This window comes from Dactylosporangium sp. NPDC051087 (genome assembly GCF_055586325.1).
In genome coordinates this window covers 175480-199504 of sequence record NZ_JBVJIJ010000012.1, presented here as the reverse complement: position 1 = coordinate 199504, position 24025 = coordinate 175480, and the positions used below count along the sequence as shown (strand labels likewise).

Annotated in this window: 25 protein-coding genes; 15 read left to right on the top strand and 10 right to left on the bottom strand. The window is 73.3% G+C overall.

Features of this window, described 5'->3' with window-relative positions; all coding sequences use genetic code 11:
• Positions 1-176: 176 nt before the first annotated feature.
• Positions 177-776, bottom strand: a complete 600-nt coding sequence (locus tag ACZ6TV_RS23945) for an HAD-IA family hydrolase (protein ID WP_465299456.1) — start codon at positions 774-776, stop codon at positions 177-179.
• Between the two features lie 74 nt (positions 777-850).
• Positions 851-1132, bottom strand: a complete 282-nt coding sequence (locus tag ACZ6TV_RS23940; protein ID WP_465299455.1) for a SemiSWEET family sugar transporter — start codon at positions 1130-1132, stop codon at positions 851-853.
• A gap of 58 nt (positions 1133-1190) precedes the next feature.
• Here ACZ6TV_RS23940 and ACZ6TV_RS23935 point away from each other — a divergent pair, with 58 nt between their 5' ends.
• The 12 genes from ACZ6TV_RS23935 to ACZ6TV_RS23880 all read left to right on the top strand — a co-directional run bounded on the left by ACZ6TV_RS23935 (position 1191) and on the right by ACZ6TV_RS23880 (position 11367).
• Positions 1191-2330: an ROK family protein gene (locus ACZ6TV_RS23935; RefSeq protein WP_465299454.1), complete on the top strand. Its 1140-nt coding sequence runs from the start codon at positions 1191-1193 to the stop codon at positions 2328-2330.
• Between the two features lie 84 nt (positions 2331-2414).
• Complete coding sequence (locus ACZ6TV_RS23930; protein ID WP_465299453.1) at positions 2415-2927, top strand: toxin-antitoxin system HicB family antitoxin; 513 nt, start codon at positions 2415-2417, stop codon at positions 2925-2927.
• A 74-nt stretch (positions 2928-3001) separates the two neighbouring features.
• Positions 3002-3904: a DUF4097 family beta strand repeat-containing protein gene (locus ACZ6TV_RS23925; protein ID WP_465299452.1), complete on the top strand. Its 903-nt coding sequence runs from the start codon at positions 3002-3004 to the stop codon at positions 3902-3904.
• Positions 3901-4821 carry an ATP-binding cassette domain-containing protein gene (locus tag ACZ6TV_RS23920; protein WP_465299451.1) on the top strand — a complete coding sequence of 307 codons (921 nt, stop codon included), beginning with the start codon at positions 3901-3903 and terminating at the stop codon, positions 4819-4821. The genes ACZ6TV_RS23925 and ACZ6TV_RS23920 overlap by 4 nt, the downstream gene beginning before the upstream one ends.
• Positions 4818-5630: an ABC transporter permease gene (locus ACZ6TV_RS23915; protein WP_465299450.1), complete on the top strand. Its 813-nt coding sequence runs from the start codon at positions 4818-4820 to the stop codon at positions 5628-5630. Before ACZ6TV_RS23920 ends, ACZ6TV_RS23915 begins: the two co-directional genes overlap by 4 nt.
• 151 nt (positions 5631-5781) lie before the next feature.
• The gene (locus tag ACZ6TV_RS23910) at positions 5782-6126 is read left to right on the top strand and encodes an ArsR/SmtB family transcription factor (protein ID WP_465299449.1); all 345 of its coding nucleotides are present in this window, start codon (positions 5782-5784) and stop codon (positions 6124-6126) included.
• A complete protein-coding gene (locus tag ACZ6TV_RS23905; RefSeq protein ID WP_465299448.1) occupies positions 6126-6410 on the top strand; it encodes a hypothetical protein in 285 nt (94 codons plus the stop codon). The genes ACZ6TV_RS23910 and ACZ6TV_RS23905 overlap by 1 nt, the downstream gene beginning before the upstream one ends.
• Positions 6407-8443 (top strand): MMPL family transporter, encoded by a 2037-nt coding sequence (locus ACZ6TV_RS23900; protein ID WP_465299447.1) that lies wholly within the window; start codon positions 6407-6409, stop codon positions 8441-8443. Before ACZ6TV_RS23905 ends, ACZ6TV_RS23900 begins: the two co-directional genes overlap by 4 nt.
• A 207-nt stretch (positions 8444-8650) precedes the next feature.
• Positions 8651-9160 (top strand): hypothetical protein, encoded by a 510-nt coding sequence (locus ACZ6TV_RS23895; protein ID WP_465299446.1) that lies wholly within the window; start codon positions 8651-8653, stop codon positions 9158-9160.
• The gene (locus ACZ6TV_RS23890) at positions 9157-10110 is read left to right on the top strand and encodes a hypothetical protein (protein ID WP_465299445.1); all 954 of its coding nucleotides are present in this window, start codon (positions 9157-9159) and stop codon (positions 10108-10110) included. The genes ACZ6TV_RS23895 and ACZ6TV_RS23890 overlap by 4 nt, the downstream gene beginning before the upstream one ends.
• A gap of 7 nt (positions 10111-10117) precedes the next feature.
• Entirely contained in the window at positions 10118-10501 is a 384-nt protein-coding gene (locus ACZ6TV_RS23885) for a PPOX class F420-dependent oxidoreductase (protein WP_465299444.1), read from the top strand.
• Positions 10502-10512: 11 nt separating this feature from the next.
• Positions 10513-11367, top strand: a complete 855-nt coding sequence (locus tag ACZ6TV_RS23880) for a DMT family transporter (RefSeq protein WP_465299443.1) — start codon at positions 10513-10515, stop codon at positions 11365-11367.
• A 72-nt stretch (positions 11368-11439) separates the two neighbouring features.
• Here ACZ6TV_RS23880 and ACZ6TV_RS23875 read toward each other — a convergent pair whose 3' ends face one another.
• The 4 genes from ACZ6TV_RS23875 to ACZ6TV_RS23860 form a co-directional block, all read right to left on the bottom strand.
• Positions 11440-12018 carry a hypothetical protein gene (locus tag ACZ6TV_RS23875; protein WP_465299442.1) on the bottom strand — a complete coding sequence of 193 codons (579 nt, stop codon included), beginning with the start codon at positions 12016-12018 and terminating at the stop codon, positions 11440-11442.
• A gap of 90 nt (positions 12019-12108) precedes the next feature.
• Positions 12109-13443: a beta propeller repeat protein gene (locus tag ACZ6TV_RS23870; RefSeq protein WP_465299441.1), complete on the bottom strand. Its 1335-nt coding sequence runs from the start codon at positions 13441-13443 to the stop codon at positions 12109-12111.
• Entirely contained in the window at positions 13440-13973 is a 534-nt protein-coding gene (locus ACZ6TV_RS23865; protein ID WP_465299440.1) for a SigE family RNA polymerase sigma factor, read from the bottom strand. The genes ACZ6TV_RS23870 and ACZ6TV_RS23865 overlap by 4 nt, the downstream gene beginning before the upstream one ends.
• Before the next feature lie 76 nt (positions 13974-14049).
• Entirely contained in the window at positions 14050-15510 is a 1461-nt protein-coding gene (locus ACZ6TV_RS23860) for a tetratricopeptide repeat protein (RefSeq protein WP_465299439.1), read from the bottom strand.
• 64 nt (positions 15511-15574) lie between these two features.
• On the opposite strand from ACZ6TV_RS23860, the gene ACZ6TV_RS23855 reads away from it, so the two are divergent.
• The gene (locus tag ACZ6TV_RS23855) at positions 15575-16021 is read left to right on the top strand and encodes a GntR family transcriptional regulator (RefSeq protein WP_465299438.1); all 447 of its coding nucleotides are present in this window, start codon (positions 15575-15577) and stop codon (positions 16019-16021) included.
• Between the two features lie 21 nt (positions 16022-16042).
• Here the strand turns inward: ACZ6TV_RS23855 and ACZ6TV_RS23850 are convergent, their stop codons facing one another.
• Positions 16043-17224, bottom strand: coding sequence for a zinc-dependent alcohol dehydrogenase (locus ACZ6TV_RS23850; RefSeq protein ID WP_465299437.1), 1182 nt, complete (start codon positions 17222-17224; stop codon positions 16043-16045).
• Between the two features lie 228 nt (positions 17225-17452).
• On the opposite strand from ACZ6TV_RS23850, the gene ACZ6TV_RS23845 reads away from it, so the two are divergent.
• A complete protein-coding gene (locus ACZ6TV_RS23845; protein WP_465299436.1) occupies positions 17453-20581 on the top strand; it encodes a GH92 family glycosyl hydrolase in 3129 nt (1042 codons plus the stop codon).
• A gap of 387 nt (positions 20582-20968) precedes the next feature.
• Positions 20969-22192 (top strand): GAF domain-containing sensor histidine kinase, encoded by a 1224-nt coding sequence (locus ACZ6TV_RS23840; protein ID WP_465299435.1) that lies wholly within the window; start codon positions 20969-20971, stop codon positions 22190-22192.
• A 38-nt stretch (positions 22193-22230) separates the two neighbouring features.
• Here the strand turns inward: ACZ6TV_RS23840 and ACZ6TV_RS23835 are convergent, their stop codons facing one another.
• The 3 genes from ACZ6TV_RS23835 to ACZ6TV_RS23825 are packed head-to-tail and all read right to left on the bottom strand — an operon-like array spanning position 22231 to position 23725.
• Positions 22231-22494 carry a hypothetical protein gene (locus ACZ6TV_RS23835; protein WP_465299434.1) on the bottom strand — a complete coding sequence of 88 codons (264 nt, stop codon included), beginning with the start codon at positions 22492-22494 and terminating at the stop codon, positions 22231-22233.
• 35 nt (positions 22495-22529) lie between these two features.
• Entirely contained in the window at positions 22530-23225 is a 696-nt protein-coding gene (locus tag ACZ6TV_RS23830) for a response regulator (protein ID WP_465299433.1), read from the bottom strand.
• The gene (locus tag ACZ6TV_RS23825; protein ID WP_465299432.1) at positions 23222-23725 is read right to left on the bottom strand and encodes a sensor histidine kinase; all 504 of its coding nucleotides are present in this window, start codon (positions 23723-23725) and stop codon (positions 23222-23224) included. Before ACZ6TV_RS23825 ends, ACZ6TV_RS23830 begins: the two co-directional genes overlap by 4 nt.
• Between the last annotated feature and the right edge of the window lie 300 nt (positions 23726-24025).

The following is a 24025-nucleotide window of genomic DNA, read 5'->3' as shown; positions in this document are numbered from 1 at the left end:
CCGCCACATGAGCAGATCGCCGCCGAGAGGAACGGGACAAGCAGGTGGATGAACAGGTCGCGGCCCGGCTGTCAGACAGGGCGGGGCCGACCTGTTCGCCGCGCGACCGAGCTGCTGCGAGGAAACGGCGGCCTGACGGCCGACAGGCGCGGAGAGGGCAAGCGCGGGCTGGAGGGTCAGTGGGTGAGGCGGTCGGCGAGGTCGGCGAGGTCGCGGATCTCCAGGTCGGCGGAGAGGCCACGCAGCGCCGCCACGCGCATCCCGGCGGCGTGGCCGGCGTCGATGCCCGGCTGGGAGTCCTCGACGACGAGGCAGTCCTTCGGGTCGACGCCGAGCAGGGAGGCGCCGGCCAGGTACGGGGCAGGGTCGGGCTTGCCGCGCAGCGTGTCCTCGACGGTGACGAGGCGGGTGGCGGCGAGACCCGCCGCGTGCAGCCGGACCGTGGCGAGCCGGCGGTCCGCGCTGGTCACCACCGCCCATGGCAGGGCGAGCTCGTCCAGGGTCTGCAGCAGCCGGGCCGCGCCGGGCGTGGCGACGACGTCGGAGAGGTCGTCGTACTGCAGGTCCAGGTTCCGCTGGGCGGCCACCGCGACGGCCGCGTCGTCGAGGTCGGGGCGGACGACGCGGATCGTGGTCGCGGCCGGGTTGCCGTGCAGCATCGGGGCGAGGACCTCGATCGGGACCGAGTGCTCAGCGGCCCAGCGGTGCCAGGCGCGTTCGACGGCGGCGTCGGAGTCGACGAGCGTGCCGTCCATGTCCAGCAACACAGCCTTCACCGGAATCACGAGAAACCTCCAAGACGGGTCACGAAAAGCGTCCGAGACGGGTCACGAAAACCTCCGAGCCGAGGTCATGCCAGGCTGCCGGGCCGGGAAACGGGCGCGCCCCGGCGGTAGCGGGCCTTCATCACGGCGAGGGCGACCAGCGCAGTCCCGGTCGCCGCGTTGGTGAGCACGATGGGCAGGTCGCCCTGGGTCGCGCCGTACACCACCCAGAGCACGACACCCGATGCGAGGGCCAGCAGGTACACCCACGAGATGTCGCCGACCGATCTGGTTTTCCAGGACCGGGCGAGCTGCGGCAGCCAGCACCCCGTGGTCAGGATTCCGGCCAGCACGCCGAGCACCGACATGGCGCCTCCTTTAAACTCGTCCAGCGAGCATATTGTACGACAGGCAGGATCTGCACCGATGGACCATCGCGCGGAGACGTTGCGGGCGCAGGGGGCGCTGGCGATGCTGCGGTGTGCGCACCGGACGCCGGGGATCACGCGGGCGGAGGCGGCGGCGCGGCTGGGGCTCAGCAGCGGGTCGGCGGCCGGGATCATGGGCCGGTTGCGGGCGGCGCGACTGCTCGCGGAGGCGCCCGCGCCGCAGACCGGAGGGCGTGGCCGGCCGACGGCGACGCTGGTCCCGCACCCGGACGGGCCGCTCGTCGCCGTCGTCGACATCAGCCATGCGACCTGGACGGTGACGACCGCGGCCATCGGTGGCGTGCTCGCCGAGGCGCCCGCCCACCGGCACCTGGGCCAGCCCGCCGACGCCGTCCTTCCGCTGGTACGGGACGCGCTCGACCGGATCGCCGGGCCCCGGCTGCGGGCGGTCGGGGTCGCGGTGCCCGGCACCGTCCACGGTCGCACGCTGGTCGAGGCGACGAGCCTGCGCTGGCGCGGCGTCGACCTCAGCGTCCTGACGCCGCTGCCCATCACGGTCGGCAACGACGCGTCGCTGGCCGGGGTGGCCGAGGCGTTGCGCGGTGCCGCGAGCGGCATCGACGTGGCGCTGCACCTGACGGTCGAGGTCGGGGTCGGCGGTGTGCTCATCGTCGACGGCCGGCCGGTGCTGGGCACGGCGGGCGCGGGTGGCGAGTTCGGGCACCTGCCGTTCGGCGACCCGGCGCGGCGGTGCCCGTGCGGCGCGTACGGCTGCTGGGACCTCGACGTCGACGGCCGTGCCATGGCCCGGCACCTGGGCGTGCGGGCCCCGGCGGACCCGCGGGCGTTCGCGGAGCGGACGATCGCCGCCGCCCGTGACGGCGACCCGGACGCGGGCGCCGCCTGCCGGAGCGTCGCGGCTGCGCTGGGCCGGGGCATCGGCGCGCTGCTCAACGCCGTCGACCCGGCCGTCGTCACCCTCGGCGGCCTGGGCGTCGACCTCCTCGACGTGGCCGGGCCGGCCCTGCACGCGGGCGTCGCCGGCGGCGCGATGGCCTGGCGCCGTGACGACCTGCCCCCGGTCGTCCCCGCCGCCCTCGGCTCCAGCGGTCCCGCCATCGGCGCCGCCGAGTCCGCGATGGCGCTGGTACTGACCGAAGCCGCCCTGCTCACGTAGCCGACACCAGCGCGTGTGCCACTTTGGCACACTGATGTGCCAGCAAGGCTTCACAAGGTGCCAATCGCGTGCCATGCTGGTGCCATGGACTTGACCTCGTATGTGAGCAACCTCGGGCGGGAGTTCGCCACCCTCGCCGAAGCGGGCGGCGAGGAGTCGCGTGCACTGGTCGAGCGCCTGACCGGACCTCTGGAGTCCGCGATCCGGATGACGCTGCTCGAAGCGCTGTCCGCCGCCGCCGACGAGATCACCCGCGACCTGGCCCCGGGCTCGGTCGAGCTGCGCCTGCGCGGCCGCGACCCGAGCTTCGTCGTGACCGCGCCCCAGGGCGAGCAGCCGGCCGCGGCGGAGCCGGTGCGCGGGGGCGAGGGCCCGGCCGACCAGTTCCCGGAGGACGGCCCGGCCGCGCGGATCAACGTCCGCCTGCCCGAGCAGCTCAAGGCGGCGATCGAGGAGGCCGCCGCCAAGGAGGGCCGCTCGGTCAACGCCTGGCTCAGCCGCGCGGCGGCCGCCGCGCTGCAGCGCGAGACCCACGACCCCGGCGCCACCACGCACGCGAAACGCGGCAGGCAGGCCTTCACCGGCTGGGTGCGCTAGCCACCCGGAAGGCCGCACCCAGCAGCCACCCACCAGGGCCGGAAGGCCCACCCACTCAAGATTCGGGGACCACCATGCCAGTTTTCGACACTCCGAAATCGATCAGTGTCAATGTAGAGCTCGGCGTCGGCAATGTCTGGATCGCGGCGGGCGACCGGACCGACACCGTCGTCGAGGTCCGCCCCAGCGAGGAGACCGACGAGTCCGACGTGCAGGCCGCGAAGCAGGTCCGCGTCGACCACACCGACGGCGTCCTGCGGGTGACCGGCCCGCGGGGGCGGCTGTTCGACTTCTCCCGCAAGACCAGGTCGGTCGACGTGACCATCGAGCTGCCCAGCGGCTCGCACCTGACCACCGACCAGCAGCTGGGCGGCGTCCGCGGCACCGGCCGGCTCGGCGACTGCAGGATCAAGACCGCCGCCGGCAACGTCGCCCTGGACGGGACCGGGGCGCTGCGCGTGGACACGGGCGCCGGGCACGTCACCGTCGAGGGCGTCTCCGCCGGCGACGCGGAGGTGTCCACCGGCACCGGCAAGGTCCGGCTGGGCGAGGTCCGGGGCAGCGTCGTGGTCAAGAACTCCAACGGCGACACCTCGCTCGACGCGGCCGACGGTGACGTACGGATCCGCAACGCCAACGGGGAGATCGCCATCGGGCGGGCCGGCGCCGGGATCGACGCGAAGTCCTCCAACGGCGAGATCCGCGTCGGCGAGATCGTGCGGGGTTCCGTCGTCCTCGCCACCGCGAACGGGGACCTGGACGTCGGCGTCGCCGCCGGCACCGCCGCCTGGCTGGAGGTGCACACCGGGTTCGGGCACGTGCGCAACCAGCTGGACAACGCCAGCCGCCCCGGCGAGTCCGACGAGACGGTCGAGGTGCGCGCCCGGACCTCGTACGGCGACATCACCATCCGCCGCGCGGCCCACCAGGAAGCCCACCCGGACGGACAGAAGGACGCACAGAAGGGCGTGAAATGACGATCGACGTGACCGGCCTGCGCAAGTCGTTCGGCGGTCAGGTCGTCCTCGACGGCCTGGACCTGCGGGTGCCGAGCGGGACGGTCTTCTCGCTGCTGGGCGCGAACGGCGCCGGCAAGACCACCACGGTGAAGATCCTGTCGACGCTGCTGCGCGCCGACGCCGGGGACGTCCGCGTCGCCGGGCACGACGTCGCCCGCGAGCCGGACGCGGTCCGCGCCGCGATCGGGGTCACCGGCCAGTTCTCCGCGGTGGACAACCTGCTCACCGGCGAGGAGAACCTGCGGCTGATGGCGGACCTGCACCACCTGCCCCGCACCGACGGCCGGAAGACCGTCGCCGGGCTGCTCGCGCGGTTCGACCTGACCGACGCGGCGGCGAAGCCGGCCTCGACGTACTCCGGCGGCATGCGGCGGCGGCTCGACCTGGCGATGACCCTGGTCGGCAGCCCGCGGGTGATCTTCCTGGACGAGCCGACGACCGGCCTGGACCCGCGCAGCCGCCGCGACATGTGGCAGATCGTGCGGGACCTGGTCGCCGCCGGCACCACCATCTTCCTCACCACGCAGTACCTGGAGGAGGCCGACGAGCTCGCCGACCGGATCGCGGTGCTCGACCACGGCCGGGTCGTCGCCGAGGGCACCGCGGAGGAGCTGAAGCGCCGTATCCCCGGCGGTCACGTCCGGCTGCGGTTCACCGACGCCGACGGCCTCGACACGGCGATGCGGGCCCTCGCCCGGGCGACCCGGGACACCGACGCGCTCACCCTGCGGGTGCCCAGCGACGGCAGCCCGCGCGAGCTCAAGGCCCTCCTCGACCGGCTCGACGACCGGGCCGTGCAGGTCGAGGAGCTGTCCGTACACACGCCGGACCTCGACGACGTGTTCCTGGCGATCACCGGAAAGGCCGGACGATGAGCACCACGCTCGCGCTGCCCCGGCAGCGGCCGTTGCGCGACTCGGCGACGATGCTGCGCCGCAACCTCAAGCGCATGATCCGTTACCCGTCGATGACCGTGATGCTCGTCGCGATGCCGGTCGTCTTCCTGCTGCTGTTCGTCTACGTGCTCGGCGGCACCCTCGGCGCCGGGCTCGGGGCCGGCACCGGCAACGCGGCCGCGGCGCGGGCCGTCTACGCCGACTACGTGTCGCCGGCGATCATCCTGATGACGGTCGCGGCGACGGTACAGGGCACCGCCATCTCCATCGCCATGGACATGACCGAGGGCATCGTCAACCGCTTCCGGACCATGCGCATCGCCCGGGTCTCCGTCCTGACCGGTCACGTCCTCGGCAGCGTCATCCAGGCCGCGATCAGCCTGGCCGTCGTCATCGGCGTGGCGGTGCTCGTCGGCTTCCGGCCCACCGCCGGGGTCGCCGGATGGCTGGCCACTGCCGGGTTCCTCCTCGCGGTGACGTTCGCGCTCGTGTGGCTGGCCGTCGCGCTCGGCCAGGTCAGCAAGAGCGTCGAGACGGCGAGCAACCTGCCGATGCCGCTCGTGCTGCTGCCGTTCCTCGGCAGCGGGTTCGTCCCCACCGACTCGATGCCCGCCGGGCTGCGCTGGTTCGCCGAGCACCAGCCCTTCACCCCGATCATCGAGACCCTCCGCGGCCTGCTGATGGACGAGCCGCTCGGCGGCACCGCCTGGGTCGCCCTGGCCTGGTGCGCGGCGATCGCGCTCGGCGGCTACCTGTGGTCCAGGCGCCTGTTCAACCGCCAGGCCTGACCGCACCGGCAATCAACACCGGCATTGACGCCGGCCATCGACGAACAGCACCCGTCGGGGTGTCACCTCAGGGAAAGCCCTGACGTGACGACTCCCCGGCGGGTGCTAGCGTTTTCACCTGTAAGGAAGTTCTTACATATGAAGGAGCATCATGACGGCGAGTCCGCCAACCGGCGACGACCTGGTCGAGATGCTGGCAGCCCTCTCCAACCCGCTGCGACTGCGCATCGTCGCGAAGCTAGCCGGCGGCCGTGACTACGTGAGCCGACTCGCCCGGGAGATCGGCGTCAGCCGTCCCCTGCTGCACATGCACCTCCAGCGCCTCGAGGCCGCCGGGCTGATCATCGGCAGCCTCGAGCTCTCCGAGGACGGCAAGGCGATGAAGTACTACGAGGTCGCGGACTTCGACCTGCACCTGACCGCCGCCACCCTGGCCGCGGCGGCCGAAACCCTCACGGACCCCGACAAGGGTCCCACCCGCAAGGAGCGGTCCTGATGTATCTGAGCGCGGAAGACGCGATCACCTGGCCCGAGAGCGTGGCCTTCCTCGGCATGCTGCTGGCCGTGCTGTTCCTGTTCGGCTTCAGCGTCGCCAGCTGGCTGGAGTACCGCAAGCTCAAGGTCACCGGTATCCAGCAGGACGACCTGCGGCAGCTGGTCAGCCGGTACGAGAAGCTGGCGGAGACCTCGATGGACGCCCAGCAGCGCATCGCGACCGACGTGGCGGACCTGCGCACCCGCACCGCGTCGATCGAGACGATCCTGCGGACCGTCGAATGAGACGCTCGGTCGCGGTCCTCGCGCTGTGGCTCGTCGCCGGGTTCCTGCTCCTGCCCCTGGCCGGCAAGCTCGGCGAGGTCACGTCGACGGACCCGGCGCTGGTCCTGCCGCAGCACGCGGAGGCGACCCGGGAGCTGCTGCGGGAGCGCGAGGCGTTCCCCGGCACCGGCACCCCCTCGGCCGTCGTCGTCTACGTCCGCGACGGCGGGGTCACCGACGCCGACCGGGCGGCCGTGGACGCCGACCTGGCCGAGTTCGGTGCCGTCGCCGTCGGCGGCGCGGCCGGGCCGGTCACCGCGAGCCGGGACGGGCAGGCGCTGCTGGTCGCGTTCCCCGTGCCGGACAAGGCCGCGGTCAAGCAGATCAAGGCGGCCCTCGCCGACGCGCCCGCCGGGCTGCGGACCGCGGTCACCGGCGAGGCCGGCGCGCTCGCCGACGTCGACGAGATCGGCGAGGACGTCGACACGACCCTGTTCCTCGCCGCGGCCGGCATCGTCGCGGTGCTGCTGCTGCTCACCTACCGCAGCCCGGTGCTCTGGATCATCCCGCTGGTCTCGGCGGCGGCGGCGAGCCAGTTCACCTCGGCGATCGTCTACCTCATGGGCCGGCACCTCGACGTGACCGTCACCCCTGACATCACCACGATCATGACGGTGCTGGTCTTCGGCGCGGGCACCGACTACGCGCTGCTGCTCATCGCCCGGTACCGGGAAGAGCTGCACCGGCACGAGGACCGCACGACGGCGATGACGGTCGCGGTGCGCCGCTCGTTCCCCGCGATCCTCGCCTCGGCGGCGACCGTGACGATCGGCGTGCTGTGCCTGCTCGCCGCGCAGATGAACGACATGCGCAGCTTCGGGCCGATCGCCGCGGTCGGCATCGTCGTGTCCCTGGCGGTGATGACGACGCTGCTGCCGGCGATCCTGGTGCTGCTCGGCCGCTGGGTGTTCTGGCCGTTCGTGCCCCGTTTCGGCGGCGCCGTCACCGTCCGCCGCGGCGGCTGGCAGCGGGTCGCCGAGTTCGTCGGCCGCCGGCCGCGGGCGCTGTGGACGGCGACCGCCGTGGTGCTCGTCCTGCTCGGCCTGGGCGTGTCCGGGCTGCGGCTCGGCCAGAGCTCGGCGCAGATGTACACCGGCGAGGTCGGCTCCGTGCTCGGGCAGCAGCTCATCGAGCGGCACTACCCCGGCGGTACCTCGGCACCCGCGACGATCGTCGCGGCGGCGTCCACAGTGGACGACGTGGTGGCGGCGGCCAAGGGCGTCAGCGGGGTGGCGGACGCGACGGCGGCGGCACGCTCCGCCGACGGCCGCTGGGCGCGCATCGCCGCGACGCTCACCGACCCGCCCGAGTCCGGGGCGGCGAAGGCGACCATCGACCGGCTGCGGGCCGCGGTGCACGCGGTGCCGGGCGCCGACGCGCTCGTCGGCGGGCAGACGGCGACCCTCGTCGACGTGGCCCGCGCCTCGGAACGCGACAACGCGGTCGTCATGCCGATGATCCTGCTGGTGGTGCTCGTCGTGCTGATCCTGCTGCTGCGGGCGCTCGTCGCGCCGCTGCTGCTCGCCGCGAGCGTCGCGGTGTCCTACATCGCGGCGATGGGCCTGTCCGGCCTGATCTTCACCGCGATCGGGCACCCGAACATCATGCAGGCCATGCCGCTGTACGGGTGGCTGTTCCTGGTCACGCTCGGCGTCGACTACACGATCTTCCTGATGACCAGGGCCCGGGAGGAGGTCGCGGCGCGCGGCAACCGCGACGGGATGCTCACCGCCCTCACGGCCACCGGCGGCGTCATCACCAGCGCCGGCCTGGTCCTCGCGGGCACGTTCGGGGTCCTGGTGGTGCTGCCGTTCGTCGCGGCGATCCAGATGGGTGTGATCGTCGCGGTCGGGGTGCTGCTGGACACGTTCGTGGTCCGCACGCTGCTGGTCCCGGCCCTGGCGATCGACGTCGGCCCGAAGCTGTGGTGGCCGGGCCGCCCCGCTGTCACCCCGGCCCCCGCCCCGCTCAGGGTGCCGTCCCGCGTGGTCTGACCCTCGGAGACTTCGGCCCGCCCGTGACGTGTCGAAGTCTCCAAGGTCACGCCCACCGGCCTGGCGGACTGCAGGTACTGTCGTCCAGGTGGGGCCGGCTCCTCGGGCGTGCTTCCTTCTCTTCGTAGCCGGTAAATCCGGAACGACCGCTCAGCGCGCCCGCTTCCCGGCCCCACCCGACGTGCAGGCCGACGTGAGGGAGGGCCGGTGACCGCGCAGCTGATCGCGATGCTCGCCCTGCCGGGCGTGCTGTCGGCGGCCGGCGCCGCTGAGCTGCGCGCGTTGCTGGCCGCCCAGGCACGGCACGATCTGGCGTGGCTGCCCGCGCGGGTCCCCGGCCGGGAGGCGAAGGCGCACCTGCTCGCCTGGCTCCTCGACGAGCCCGCCACCGCCGGCCGGGCCGAGCCCTACGTGGACAGCGCGACCGACGTGCTGCGGGTCCTCATCGTGCGCTCCGGCGGCACCGGCTCGATCGCCGACCGGCCGCGGCTGGCGACGGTGCCCCGGCCGCTGCGCCGCACGCTGCTCGCCCTGCTGGACCGGCGGCCGGTCGCGCGCACCGTCGACGACATGCGCCGCCATCCCCGGGCGTGGGCCGCCGCCGGCGAGAAGCTCCACCCCGCCACGCACGCCGCCCGCTACCCCAACGCCGCCCACGCCTTCGCCACGATCCGCGGTGGAACCTCCGGGATGCCGGGAGCGTCTGAAAAGGTATGAGCAACGACGGACGCAGGTGGCTCGTGGTCGCCCTCGCCGGGGTCGGCACCCTGGTGGCGCTGGTAGCGGTGGTGGCGCTGGCGGACAGCCCGTCCACCGCCCCCCACGAGGCGGCTCCCGCGCCACGGGCGACGCAGCCCGCCGATCCGGCCTCGCTCGTCGTCGACGACGGCGACGTCGTCGAGGCCAGCGGCCGGGTCCTCATCGCATCGGGGAAGCCGGCCCGGTTGTGCGCGCCGGCGCCCGTCCCCGCGATCGGCACGGTCGGCGACCAGCCGCCCAGCTGCTCGGTCGGCGTCGACGTCACCGGCGTCGACCCGGCGAAGCTCACCGAGCGCGGCGTCGTCCTCGGCGTCACCGTCGGCCAGGCCCGCCTGCGCGGCACCTGGAAGGGTGGGGTGCTGCAGGTGACCGAGCAGGGCCCGCCGCTGCCCGAGCCACTGCCGGCGACCGACGACACCGTGCCGTGCCCCGCGCCGAAGGGCGGCTGGCGGCCGACCTCCGGCGTCGACGGCAACGCCATGCACCGCTACATCTACGAGCAGCACCCGGACCGGTTCCGGCCGCTGCGCGTCGCCTACCCGCACGGCGCGCCGACCGGGGCCACGACCGGGCCGCAGCCGCCGGACGTGATGGTCGTGGAGGTCGTCGCGGGTGACCCGGCGAAGGAGGAGCAGCAGCTGCGCAAGCTGTACGACGGCAACCTGTGCGTCGTCGCCGCGCCCGGCAGGCCCAGCATCGCCCGGCAGGAGCAGCTCCGCGAACAGGTGAGCGCCGGCCTGGACCCGCTGATGACGGACCCGGCCAACGGGATCTGGAGCGTCGGCGGCGACGACGTGTTCACCGTCGAGCTGCTGATGCTCACCCCGCGGCTGTACGAGCAGCTGCACGCCATCGGCTTCGACCTGCTGCGCGTCCAGCCGTGGCTGCGGCCCGTCCAAGAGCGATGATGGAGCGATGAGCAGCAGCCTCGAGATCCTGGGCCGGCGCAAGCAGGTCAGCCTCACCACGTTCCGCAAGGACGGCCGCGCCGTGTCCACGGCCGTGTGGCACGTCGTCGACGGCGGGGAGGTCCTGATCCTCACCGAGCCCCACTCGGGGAAGGTGAAGCGCCTGCGCAACAGCGGCCGGGTCGTGCTCGCGCCGAGCGACATCCGCGGCCGGGTGCCGGAAGGTGCGCCGTCGTTCGAGGGGACCGCCCGGCTCGTCGAGGACCCCGACGGCGTCGCCCGGGTCCGCGCGGCGATCGGCCGGCGGTACATCTCCTCCCGGATCGGCAACTGGTTCAACCGGCTCCTACGCCGGCCCCGGGTGAGCATCGGCATCATCGTCACCCTCTGAGCGGCCCGCCCGTGCTGCTGGTCGCGGTGCCGTGCGCGGTCCTCGCCGCGTGCGCCTACGGGGCGGCCACCGCCGTCGAGCACCAGGCCGCGTCGGCGCCGGCCCCCGGCGGTGGTGGTCCGCGCAAGGTGCTGCGCCTCGCCCGGGACCGGCACTGGCTGGCCGGGCTCGGCCTGGACGTCCTCGCGGTCACGTTGCACGTGACGGCCCTGGCGACCGGGCCGGTCGTGCTCGTCCAGCCGTGCCTGGTCCTCGCCCTGCCGGTGTCCCTGGTCGTCGCGTGGCGGCTCGGCGGGCACCCGCCGACCGCGTTCCAGCTGCGGTCCTGCGCGTTGATCGTCGCCGGCCTCGCGGTGTTCTTCGTAGTCGTCGGCGACCCGGGTGACGCGGACCGGCTCGGCGCCGGGCACGTCGCCGCGGCCGGGGCGGCCGTCGCCGTGGGAGCGCTCGCCGCGCTGTCCGCCGCCCGCGGCCTCGGATCCCGGGCGACCGCGACCGTCTACGGGCTGGTCGCCGGGGTCTGCGCCGGTCTGGCCGCGGTCCTGGTCGACGCGGCCGCCGCGGCCGTGCAGGCCGACGGCGCCCGGGCGCTCACCGACCCGGACGTGCTGATGGCGGTGGTGGTGCTGGTGCCGGCGGCGGTCGCCGGGATCGCCCTGGTGCAGGTCGCGTTCCAGCACGACGCGATCGGCGCCGGCTACCCGGCGGACCTGACCGCCAACCCGATCACCGCCGTCGTCCTCGGCGCGCTGCTGCTGCACGAGGACATCCCGCACGCACCGGCCGACCTGGTCGTGTTCGCCGCCTGCCTGGCGGTCATCGCCTTCGCCGCGTTCCGCCTCGGCGCCCCCACCCGGCAGGGGTGACCGCGCCGGGCGGGCTTGCCCGCGGAAGGTGGCGACCTCCCCCGTCGGCGGCCGCCACCTTCCGCGCCTGAGCTACTTGCCGGCGGCCGCCCGGACCATCGCCCGCGACGCGAACGTGTTCGCCATCGTGAGATCACCCGCGCCGAGCACCGGGTCGGCGACCATCACGACCACCACGTACCGGCCGACCGCCGCGGCCACGTACGCGACCGTGCGGTCACCCTCGTCGTACGCGCCGAGGAACAGCACCGTGTCCGGCCCGAGGTGGTCCTCGGCGACCGGGACGAAGCCCGCCTCGTCGCCACCGGCCCGGCACCGGTGCAGCTGCTCCTTCAACGCGTTCACGTACTCCTGCGCGCCGCCGGGACGGTAGCGGACCACGTTCTCGTACACCCGGTGCCGGGGGCTGTAGTCGGCGGCGAGGCTCCGGGCGGCCACCGGCTGCGGCACGGGCGTGTCCGCGCACGGCTGCGGCAGCAGCGGATGCGGCATCCCGGCCTCCACCGGCCCGGTCGCCGCGCCCCCGAGGTCCGCCGGCTGCAGCATCACGCGGTCCGGAATCCCCCGCCGCTCCGGCGCCGCCGCCGCGGTGCCGGCCAGTGCCATCGCGCCGGCCAGCACCGCTGTCACAATCGTCAATGTTCGTCGCATGCGCCCATCCTTCGCATCGCCGGACGGCGATGGATCGGGGCGCGTACCCAACCCGGCTGAGTACCCCTACTCACCCCCGGCTGGGGACGCTCAGCGGGTCACCTGGATCACCACCCTGGTCCACCGCAGCCCGTCCGTGGACGTGTACAGGGCATCGCTGTCGAAGGCGAAGTACGCTCCCGGCCCGGCGGTGAGGACCCGGCCCCGGCCGGTGATGTTCAGCGACCCGCCGAGGCCCGGCTGGTCCGTGCGGCGGTAGGTCTGCCCGCCGTCAGCGCCGGCCACCCACCGCAGCGGCGGGTCCTCCTCGGTCAGCACGACATGGACGCCGCCGGCCGCCACGTAGGCGTCGCCGGCCTCGTACACGACGTCCGGCAGCGACTGCGCGGCGACCCGCTGCCAGGACTGCCCGCCGTCGCCGGTGCGGTAGACGAGGTTCCTCCGCCCCTGACCGGGCGGGGTGGTCGGCCCCGGGCTGGTGGTGACCGCCGGGTCCGCCACGGTGACGATCATGTACCCGGTGACGCCGTCGACGCTGGCCGGCGCCGGGTACGCGAGCACCTCGGTGACCGGGTAGTCGGCCTCGCCCTTGCCGAACACGTGCGTCTGCCAGGTGACGCCGCCGTCGTGGCTGACGGCCACGGCGGGCAGGTGCGCGCCGCCGCGCTCCCAGCCGGTGACCCACAGCCCGGCCGAGGCCGGCACGCCGGCGGGCCCGTTGACGTCGATGTCCGGCACGTTCGCCAGCGGGTTCGCGCGGGCGGCCACCGGGTCGACGGCGAGCAGCGCGCACGGGTCGTCGAGGGTCCGCGGCGGCGCGCACGTCAGCCACCCGCCGACCGGGACCCGCGGCGCCTGCCCGGCGAGGGTCACCACCTCCGTCCAGACGCGGCCCCCGTCGCGGGAGACCCACGGGACGTGCAGCAGCTTCGGCCCCCGCGGGTCGGTGTTCTCCCGCTCGACGGTCCGCAGCAGCATCCCCGGCGCGGGCGCGGCCAGCTCGCCGGTGAAGCCTTGCCACCGCACGGTCCAGGTGCGGCCGCCGTCGTCGGATCCGACGAGGTCGGCGGTGCAGCCGCGGTCCTGCGTCCCGTCGCCCCGGCAGACGTTCACCGTCGCGTACAGGTGCTCACCGTCGGCGGCCGCCACCGCGCGGACCGTGCCGTCGCGGGTGCCGGCGGACCAGCCGTCCACCGTCCGCGACGGTGCCGGGTCGTGCCCCGGCCGGCTGCCCGACCCCGCCGGCAGCAGTCCCGCGGCCGCGGCGACGGCGAACGCGACGACCCCGGCCCCGCACGCCGTCCACGCGGCGGCGCGGCGCCGGCGGCGCTGGAACGCGGCGGCGTAGACGGCGTCGGCGGTCAGCCGGCTCGGCGGCGCGGCGGCGCCGGCCGTCTCGGCGAACCGTTCCCGGATCTGGTTCATCGCAGCCCCTCCATCGTCACCAGCTCGCCGTCGGCCTGCAGCAGCTCCCGCAGCTTCGCCAGCCCGCGCGCGGCCTGGCTCTTCACCGTCCCCTGTGCGCACCCCAGCACCGCCGCGGTCGCCGCGACGTCGAGGTCCTGGTAGTACCGGCACACCAGCACCGCCCGCTGCCGTGGCGGCAGCCGGCGCAGCGCGGCCGTGAACGCGATCCGGCCCGGGCTGTCCTCCGCCCCGCCGGGCCGCCCGGCGACGTCCGGCGGCTCGGCGACGCTGCGTTCCCGCCGCCGCCACACCCGCCGCACGTCCGCCAGGTACGCGCGGACCAGGCAGGTCCGCACGAACCCGTCGAGCGCCTCCCGGTCACGGACCTTCCGCCACGACACGGCGAGGCGCATGAACGCCGTCTGGGTCAGGTCGTCGGCCCAGTGCCAGTCGCCGCACAGCAGGTACGCGGTCCTGCGCACCGCGTCCCGGCGGGCGGTGAAGTACTCCCGGAACTGGCGCTGCTCTTCGGTCTCTCCGCTCGGCATCGCACCTCCTCGCCACTAGGTGCGCGGCGGCCACCGGATCGGTTGCACGCAACCCAGGGATCGGGGTCAGCGCCGGTCAGCGCCTGTCGAGGGCCCGGTGCCGGAACTCGGCGAGGGCGGCCTGCACGACGCCGTTGAGCCGCTCCAGCTCACCCTCGGCAGGTTCGCGGCGCAGGTGCACGTCCATCCGCCAGTCCCCGTCGACGATCCGCGCCTCGAACCGCTCCAGGAGGTCCTGCGGCAGGCGGCTCGTCACGAACTCGCGGAACGCCTCCTCGACCGCGCCCTGCACGTCCCCGCAGCCGCAGCTGCGGCCCTCCCGGACGGCGCCGAGGTGGCCGCGGCCGCTGATCGCGTCCGGGTGCGCGGGCGCCAGCGACGCCAGGCCCGCCTCGAGGGCCTCCCGCGCCCGCGGCAGCCGGTCCTGGTGCTGCAGGAAGATGCCGAGGGCGATCCCGGCCCGGCCGAGGATCTCGAAGTCGGCGCCGCGCTGCGCCTGGGCGACCGCGCCGGTGAGGCACCGCTCCGCCTGCTCGGTCCTGCCGGCGTCCTGCAGCGCGAGGCCCCAGTTGCGCAGCACCTGACTGGTCAGCTCCGGCCGGTCGAGGCCGGTCGCCCGGCGGTGCGCCGACTCGTACGCGCGCAGCGACGCGTCCCGGTCGCCGGCGTCGCTGTGCGCGAGGGCCAGGCCGAGCTCCGCGGTCAGGGCGTCCTCGGCGCGGCCCTGCCGGTCGTAGGACGCGAGGACCCGCCGGATCGCGTCGACGCGTCCGGTCTGGTCGCCGCTGTCGTACCCGGCGTTGGCGAGCGCCGCGAGCGTGCTGAGCGTCGTGGGATGGTCGGGGCCGAGCCGGGCGTCGACGGCGGCGGCCAGCGCGGCGAGCACAGCGTGCCGCGTGACCGGGTCGGCGAGGCCCTCCCGGTGCCCGACGGCGGACAGGATCCCGCCCACGGTCTCCTCCGGCAGCTGGTCCAGGCCGGGGAACAGCGGCTCGCCGGTCCCGCCCGCGTGCACGACCTCGGCCCGCAACGCCAGGGCGGACGCGAGGTGGTCGTGCCCGTTGCCCCACAGGTTGCGGACCGTCTCCTCGACCACGTCGCGCGCCTGCCGGACGTTGCCCCGCTGCAGCAGCACGTCCGCGAGGGGCTCCAGGCCGAACGCGTAGCCGGCGTGGTCGCGGCCGTAGAACGCCAGCCGCTCCTCCGCGCCGCGGCGCAGCTCCTGCTCCGCCTCCTCCAGGCGGCCGACCATGCGCAGCGCCAGGCCCAGGTTCAGCCGGTACGTGAGGTGCTCCTTGCGGTCGACCGCGGGCACCGAGATCGCCTGCCGGTAGCAGTCGATCGCGCGCGCCGGCTGCTCGCAGTTGAGCAGGATGTTGCCGAGGTCGCACTGGGCGGACGCCCACGCCGGACTGCCGTGGCCGTGCCGGACGGTGACCGCCCGCAGCTCCCGCACCATGACGTCTTCGGCCTCGACGAACCGCCCCTCGTGCATCAGGGAGACAGCCGTGTCGATCGGTGCGAGAGGTCCGGTCACGGCGCGGAAGTCTACCGCTCGACCCGATGTTGCCTTATGGCCACATATCGCTAAGATGAGGTCCGTGAATGTGCAGCGACACGTCCCGGCCATGTACCACCAGATCGCCGACGTCCTCCGCGAAGAGATCAAGCGCGGCACCCACCCGGCCGGCCAGCCCATGCCCGCCGAGCGTGAGCTCTGCGAGCGGTACACCGTCAGCCTCACGACCATCCGCCGCGCTCTCGCGATCCTGCGGGAGGAAGGCCTCATCACGACCCGCCGCGGCGCACCCTCGGCCGTCCGCGAATGCCCGGCGCGGCGGACCGTGGTGATGGGCCGCGGCAGCAAGCTCACCTGCCGCATGCCGACCACCACGGAACGCTTCGCGATGGGCATCGACCGGGGCGTGCCCCTGGTCGAGGTCCGCGACAAGCTCGGCCAGGTCGAGGTCTTCCTCGCCGACCAGGTCGAGGTCCTCAGCCCCGAGGGCCTCGCCAGCGCCGCCACCCGCGTGATGGACGTCGCCTGACCGCTGGGCCTGACCTGATCGTCAGGGTCGCAGGAGGACCTTGACGGTGCCGTCCTTCTTCTGCTGGAAGTTCTCGTACGCCACCGGCGCCTCGTCGATCGGCAGCCGGTGCGTCGCGAACGACTCGACCCCGAGCGGGTCACCGTCACCGGTCAGCAGCGGCAGGATCTCCGGCACCCACCGTTTCACGTTCGCCTGCCCCATCCGCAGCTGGATCTGCTTGTCGAACAGCACCATCATCGGCAGCGGGTCCGCCGTACCCCCGTAGACGCCCGACAACGAGACGGTCCCGCCGCGGCGGACCGCGTCGATCGCGAGATGCAACGCCGCGAGCCGGTCGACGCCGGCCTTGTCGATGAGCTTCGCCGCGGCCGCGTCCGGCAGGAACCCGGCGACCGTCTGCGCCAGCTTCCCGGCCGGCGACCCGTGCGCCTCCATGCCCACCGCGTCGACCACCGAGTCGGCGCCCCGCCCGTCGGTCAGCTCCCGGATCGCGTCGGCGACGTCGTCGACCTGCGTCAGGTCGATCACCTCGACCCCGTTGGCCCGCGCCCGGTCAAGGCGCTCGGCGACCAGGTCGACACCGATGACCCGCAGCCCGCGGTGCTTCGCCACCCGCGTCGCCATGTCCCCGATCGGCCCCAGCCCCAGCACCGCCACGGTCCCGTTGTCCGGCACCGCCGCGTACTCGACCGCCTGCCACGCCGTCGGCAGCACATCGGACAGGTACACGAACCGGTCGTCCGGCGGCCCGTCCGGCACCTTGACCGGCCCGAACTGCGCCTGCGGCACCCGCAGGTACTCCGCCTGCCCGCCGGGCACCTGCCCGTACAGCCTCGTGTACCCGAACAGGGCCGCCCCCTTGCCCTCCTGGCGCACCTGCGTCGTCTCGCACTGCGTCATGAGCCCCTGCGCGCACATGAGGCAGTGCCCGCACGCGATGTTGAACGGGATCACCACCCGGTCCCCCACCCGCAGGTGCGCGATGTCGGCACCGACCTCCTCGACCACGCCCATCGGCTCGTGCCCGAGGATGTCGCCCTCGCTCATGTACGGCCCGAGCACCTCGTACAGGTGCAGGTCGGACCCGCAGATCCCGCTGGACGTCACCTTGATGACGATGTCGTTCGGCTCCTGGACCACCGGGTCCGGCACCGTCTCGACCCGCACGTCCCGTTTCCCGTGCCACACCACTGCCTTCACCGGGGTCCCCCTCCGTCGCCTCACCCCTGCCGCTACCCCGCCCCACCCCCTGGAAACGAAAACCGGTCCGGCGGCGTCCTGATGCGGATCGCACAGGAATGAGCACGTTCGATAACAGGTCAACATCCGAAGCAAGTTCTGCTAAATCTTGACCGAACGTCGATCAGTGGGTATGAATGGCATCGAGAGCGCTCTCCCGTCCTCACCGCCACGAACGGGAGACCACCCATGTCCCGATCACGCACGGTCCGGCTGCTCGCCGGTGCGGGTGCAGCCCTGCTGGGCAGCGCCTTCGTCGCGCTGGCACCGGCAGCACCGGCACAGGCCGCCGACCTCAACCTGACCCAATACGTCAACCCGATGATCGGCACCGACGACAGCAACTCCCCCAACCCTGTCGGCGGCGGCGCCGGCGGTAGCACGTTCCCCGGGGCCACCGTCCCCTTCGGTATGACCCAGTTCAGCCCCGACACCCCGACGGCGTCGCCGTCCGGCTACCGCGACCGGGACCGCACCATCGAGGAGTTCAGCCTCACCCACTTCAACGGGGCCGGCTGCGCCAACAACGAGGACCTCGGGCTGCTGCCGATCACCGGCGCGCTCGGCTCCTCGCCCGGCACCGCGTGGACCAGCTACGCGTCCGCGTACACGAAGACCAACGAGTCGGCGTCCGCCGGCTACTACAAGAACCGGCTCGACAAATACGGCGTCGACGCCGAACTGTCCGCCACCACCCGCACCGGCGCGCTGCGCCTCACCTACCCCAACACGACCACCGCGCGGCTGCTCATCAACACCAGCCGGTCCGCCACCGGCAACCGCAGCGGCTCGGTGAACATCTCCGGCAGCAACGTCACCGGCAGCGTCACCGCCGGCGGGTTCTGCGGCTCGTCCAAGACCTACCAGATCTACTACTCGATCCGCTTCGACCGGGCCCCGTCCTCCGTCGGCACCTGGAACGGCGGCACGATCAGCAACGGATCCACCAGTACCAGCGGCGTCAACACCGGCGCGGTCATCACCTGGGACACCAGCAGCAACCGGACCGTCAACGCCACCGTCGCGCTGTCGTTCGTGAGCGTCGCCAACGCCACCGCCAACCTCAACGCCGAGACCGGCGCGTTCGACACCGTCCGGGCCAACGCCAACGCCGCCTGGAACACCGCCCTCAACCGCGTCCAGGCCACCGGCGGCAGCGCCACGGAACTGCAGAAGTTCTACACCGCGCTCTACCACGTCATGGTCAACCCGAACATCGCCAGCGACGTCAACGGCCAGTACCGCGGCTTCGACAACGCCGTGCACACCGCCAGCCACCCCGTCTACCAGAACTACTCCGGCTGGGACATCTACCGCTCGTGGGCGGCGCTCATCGCGTTCATCGCCCCCGACGTCGCCAGCGACATCATGAAGTCCATGGTCCTGGACGGCCAGCAGGGCGGCCTGCTGCCCAAGTGGTCGCAGCAGATCAACGAGGACTTCGTCATGACCGGCGACCCGGGCCCGATCATCGTGTCCAGCGCCTACGCGTTCGGCGCCCGCAGCTTCGACACCGCCGCCGCGCTGCAGCTCATGAAGAACGCCATCGCCGGCGGCGCCATGCAGGGCTCACCGATCCGCGGCCGCCAGTCGGAGTACGCGTCAAAGACGTACATCCCCGGCGCCCCCTCGGACTCGATGGAATACTCGGCGTCGGACTTCGCCGTCGCCAAGTTCGCCCAGTCGCTCGGCGACACCACCACCTACAACTCGGCGATGACCCGCGCCCAGTACTGGCGCAACACCTTCAACACCGAGTCCGGCTACATCCACCCGCGCAACAGCGACGGCTCCTGGCCGTGGCCGCTCAACCCCGCGCAGGAGAGCCCCTTCACCGAGGGCAACGCCGCCCAGTACACCTGGATGGTCCCCTACAACCTCGGCGGCGTCATCAACCTCATGGGCGGCCCCACCACCGCGGTGCAGCGCCTCGACCACCACTTCACCGAGCTCAACGGCGGTCTCTCCCGGCCGTACTTCTACATCGGCAACGAACCCGAGCACAACGTGCCGTGGGCGTACAACTTCGCGCAGCGCCCCGCGAAGACGGCGAGTGCCGTCCGCCGGGTCATGACCGAGTCGTTCACCACCGGCGCCGGCGGCCTGCCCGGCAACGACGACCTCGGCGCCACGTCCGCCTGGTACGTCTGGTCCGCGATGGGCATGTACCCGGTCACCCCCGGCGCGGACACCCTCGCCATCCACGGCCCGACGTTCCCGTCGGTGCTCATCCAGCGCTCCGCCGGCAACATCCAGATCAACGGCGGCAGCTCGTCCTCCGCGTACGTCCAGAGCCTCACCCGTAACGGCGCGGCCGTCACGAACAACTACCTGCGCTACCCCGACCTCGCCGCCGGCGGCACCCTGCAGTACACGATGGGCGGCAGCGAGTCGTCGTGGGGCACCGGCGCCGGGCAGGTCCCGCCGTCCTTCACCGACGGCGCCACCCAGCCGCCGACCCCGGCCAACCTGGGCACCAACCTGGCGCTGAACAAGGCCGCGACCGGCTCCGCCGCCTGCGGCACCACCGAGACCGCCGCCAAGGCCGTCGACGGCAGCCTCGCCAACAACAGCAAGTTCTGCACCAGCACCGCCCCGCGCTTCCTGCAGGTCGACCTCGGCTCCAACCAGACCGTCAGCACCTTCGTGCTCAAGCACGCGGGCCTCGGCGGCGAGTCGACCGGCTGGAACACGGGCGCCTTCACCATCTCCACGTCCACCGACGGCAGCACCTGGAGCCAGGTCGTGTCCGTCTCGGGCAACCGCTCCAGCCGTACCCAGCACTCGATCACGGCACGCACCGCCCGCTACGTGAAGGTCGACATCGGTACCCCGGCCAACGACGGCAACACGGCCGCGCGCATCTACGAGTTCGAGGTCTACGGCGGCGGCACCCCGTCCGGCAACCTCGCCCTGGGCAGGCCGGCCACCGCCGACTCGTCCTGCGGCAGCACCGAAGGCCCCGAGAAGGCGGTCAACGGCAGCGTCTCCGGCGGCAACTCCGACAAGTGGTGCTCGCTGGGCACGAACAAGTTCCTCCAGGTCGACCTCGGCAGCACCGTCCACATCGGATCCCTCGTGGTCCGGCACGCCGGCGCCGGCGGTGAGGACGCGGCCTGGAACACCCGCGACTACGACCTGCAGACGTCCACCGACGGCACGAACTGGACCACCGCCGCCCAGGTCCGCGCCAACACCGCCAACGTCACCACCACGGCGACGAACGTCAACGCCCGCTACATCCGCATGAACATCATCACTCCGACGCAGAACACCAACACGGCCGCGCGCGTCTACGAGTTCGAGGCCTACAGCTGAAGTCCCACGACGGACCCGGGTCAGGATCAACTGCTTTCAGATCCTGGCTCGGGTCCGTCGTGCTTTGCCTCCGTTGCTCCCGTCAGCCGCCGGTCAGGCCCCGAGGGGGCCTGACCTTTCCCGCCGCCGGTAGTGGCCGTAGGCCGCGGCCGTCCCGGCCGCGAACAACCGCCGCGCTGTTTGCTGGTGGCCGTAGGCCGCGGCCGTCCCGGCCGCGAACGACCGCCGCGCGCCTCGGCGCGCTGTTTGCTGGTGTGGTGCGCAGCGCCACATCCACTGCGCCGTCCTAGGATACTAGCCAACGGCGCTGAGGTGCGAAAACGCCTCGCCGAGGTCCGGCGCGGTGCGAGGATCGGCTCAGGGGGTCGAGCGCGAGGGAGCACCGTCGTGACGAAACCGCTGACCGCGGACGACGAGTCGCAGCGCCTCATCGCGCTCAGCGAGACCGGGATCCTCGACACGCGGGCGGAGACCGACTTCGACGACATCGCCGTGCTCGCGGCCGACATCTGTGACGCGCCGATCGCGATGGTGTCGATGGTGGACGCCGACCGGCAGTGGTTCAAGGCGCGGGTCGGGTGGGAGCTGGAGGAGACCTCGCGGGCGGAGTCCTTCTGCACGTACGTCGTGCAGGACCGGCAGCTGCTGGAGATCGACGACACCGTGGCCGACCCGAGGTTCACCGACAGCCCGGCGCTCGTCGAGCACGGCGTGCGCTTCTACGCCGGCGCGCCGATGCTGCTGCAGGACGGGCACGCGGCCGGCACGGTCTGCGTGATGGACCGCCGGCCGCGGCACCTCACGCTGCAGCAGCGGCGCGCGCTGCGGTCGCTCGCCCGGCACGCCGCCGCGCATCTGGAGCTGCGGCGGTACGCCCGCACCGTCGGCAACACCGCGGACCGGCTGCGCGAGCTCGACCGGCTGAAGGACTCGTTCCTCGCCAGCGTCAGCCACGAGCTGCGCACCCCGCTCGCCTCCGTGCGCGGCTACATCGAGGTGCTCCTCGACGAGGACGAGGCGACCAGCGACCCGGAGACCGTGCGCCGGTTCCTCGCCGTCATGCAGCGCAACGCCGACCGGCTCCTGCGCCTCATCGACGACCTGCTGCTCGTCGCCCGCCTGCACGAGACGGGGCTGCGGCTGGACGTCACCGAGGTCGACCTCGCCGAGCTCGCATACCAGGCGAGCCTCACGTCCCGGCCGATCGCCGAGCACAAGCAGCTGACGCTCACCGCCACGACCCGCGGGCCGGTGCCGGCGGCCGGCGACCCGGAACGCCTCGCGCAGGCCCTGGACCACCTGCTGTTCAACGCCGTCAAGTTCACCCCCGCCGGCGGGCACATCACCGTCACCACGACCGCCGAGCCGCAGCCGACGCTGTCGATCGTCGACACCGGCGTCGGCGTGCCCGCGGAGGACCTGCCGCACGTCTTCGACCGCTTCCACCGCAGCAGCACCGCCGACCACCTCGCCGCGCAGGGCGCCGGCCTCGGCCTGACGATCGTCAAGGCGATCATGGAAGCCCATCACGGCGACATCACCGTCACCAGCACCGAGGGCCAGGGCACCGCGGTCCGCCTGACCCTGCCGTGTCCCGGAAGCTCACCGTGACGCGTCCTCCGGGGTCCGCATCACTCTGCCTTGTTCCGTCACCGTGACGCGTCCTCCGCCGGTGTCCGGCGGAGCCGCCGCGCCGCCGCCCGGACGGCGATGACCACGCCGAGACCCGTCGCGACCGCGAGCTTGACCACGCCCTTGCTCCACAGCAGGCCTTTCACGGCCGCCCACACCAGCAGCGGCCACGGCCGCTCGTCGTGCTGCCAGTACAGCATTGCCGCCAGCACCAGCACCGCCACCGCCGCCGCGCCCCCGATCACGAGCACCGCGCCCGCGTGCCGCCAGTTCGTTCGCATACATCCGAAGCTATGGCCGCCGGGCGCCGCGCTCGTCAGGCCAGGGGCGGATTCCCGGCACCACCCTGGGGTGTAGACGTGCCCGGGCGGGCCAGGCCCGCGTCGTACGCGAAGATCGTCGCCTGCACCCGGTCGCGCAGGTCGAGCTTGGCGAGGATCGCGTTCATGTGCGCCTTCACCGTCGCGGGCCGCACGCCGAGCTCGGCGCCGATCTCCGCGTTCGACAGGCCCCTCGCCACCCGGCGCAGGATCTCGACCTCCCGGGCGGTGAGCGCGGCGAGACCGGCCGCGACCGCCGGATCGACCGCCGGCGCCCGGACGAACACGTCGATGAGCTGCCGCGTCAGCGCCGGGTCGATGAGCGAGTCACCGGCGGCGACGACCCGGACCGCGTCGACGACCCGCTGCGGGTCGGCGTCCTTGAGCAGGAACCCGGACGCACCCGCGCGCAGCGCCGCGTACACGTACTCGTCGAGACCGAAGGTCGTGAGCACCAGCACCCGCAACGGTTCCGCGCCTGCGGTGAGCAGCCGCGTCGCGGCCAGCCCGTCCATGCCGGGCATGCGGATGTCCATGAGCACCACGTCGGGCCGCTCCCGGCGGGCGACGGCGACCGCCTCGCCCCCGTCGGCGGCGACCGCGACCACGGACAGGTCGGGCTCGGCGTCCACGACGGCGGCGATCCCGGCCCGCACCATCGGCTGGTCGTCGACCACCAGCACCCTGATCACCGCAGCGCCTCCTGTACGTCCCGTTCGATGGTGGGCAGGCTCGCGTCGAGCCGCCAGCCCTCGCCGGTGTCCCGGGCCGGGGTGACGGAGCCGCCGACCGCGTCGACCCGTTCGCGCAAGGCGGCCAGGACCGGCCGCGGGACCGGACCGGCGAGCCCTTCCACCCGCAGCCGCAGCGCACCCGGCCCGTGCTCGACCCGCACGCTCAGCGGCGCTCCACCGACCGGCAGGACGGCCTCCACCAGCCGGAACGCGCACAACTGCACCTCCAGGGGAACCCCCGGCCCGGCGCCGTGCACCTCGACGGCGACCCCCGCCAGCCCGGCCAGCCCGGCCAGCCCGGCCAGAGTCGGCTGCGCCGCGCGCGGAGCCGGACCGACCCGCAGCACGGCGAGCAGTTCCCGCATCGCGGTGAGCGCGGCCCTGCCGTGCCCGAGCGCCACCGCGATCGTCTCAGCGGCGGGCGCACTGTTCGTCTGTGCGGCGAGTGCGCCGTTCATCTGTTCGACGGGCGCACCGGTCGTCTCTGCAACAGGTGCACCGGTCGTCTCAGCGGCGAGTGCACAATTCGTCTGTGCGGCGAGTGCGCCGTTCATCTGTTCGACGGGCGCACCGGTCGTCTCAGCGACGGGCGCGCCGTCAGTCTCAGCGGCAGGCGCGCCGCGCGTCTCAGCGGCGAGTGTGCCGTTCGTCTGTGCGGCGAATGCGCCGTTCATCTGTTCGACGGGCGCACCGGTCGTCTCAGCGACGGGCGCGCCGTCAGTCTCAGCGGCAGGCGCGCCGCGCGTCTCAGCGGCGAG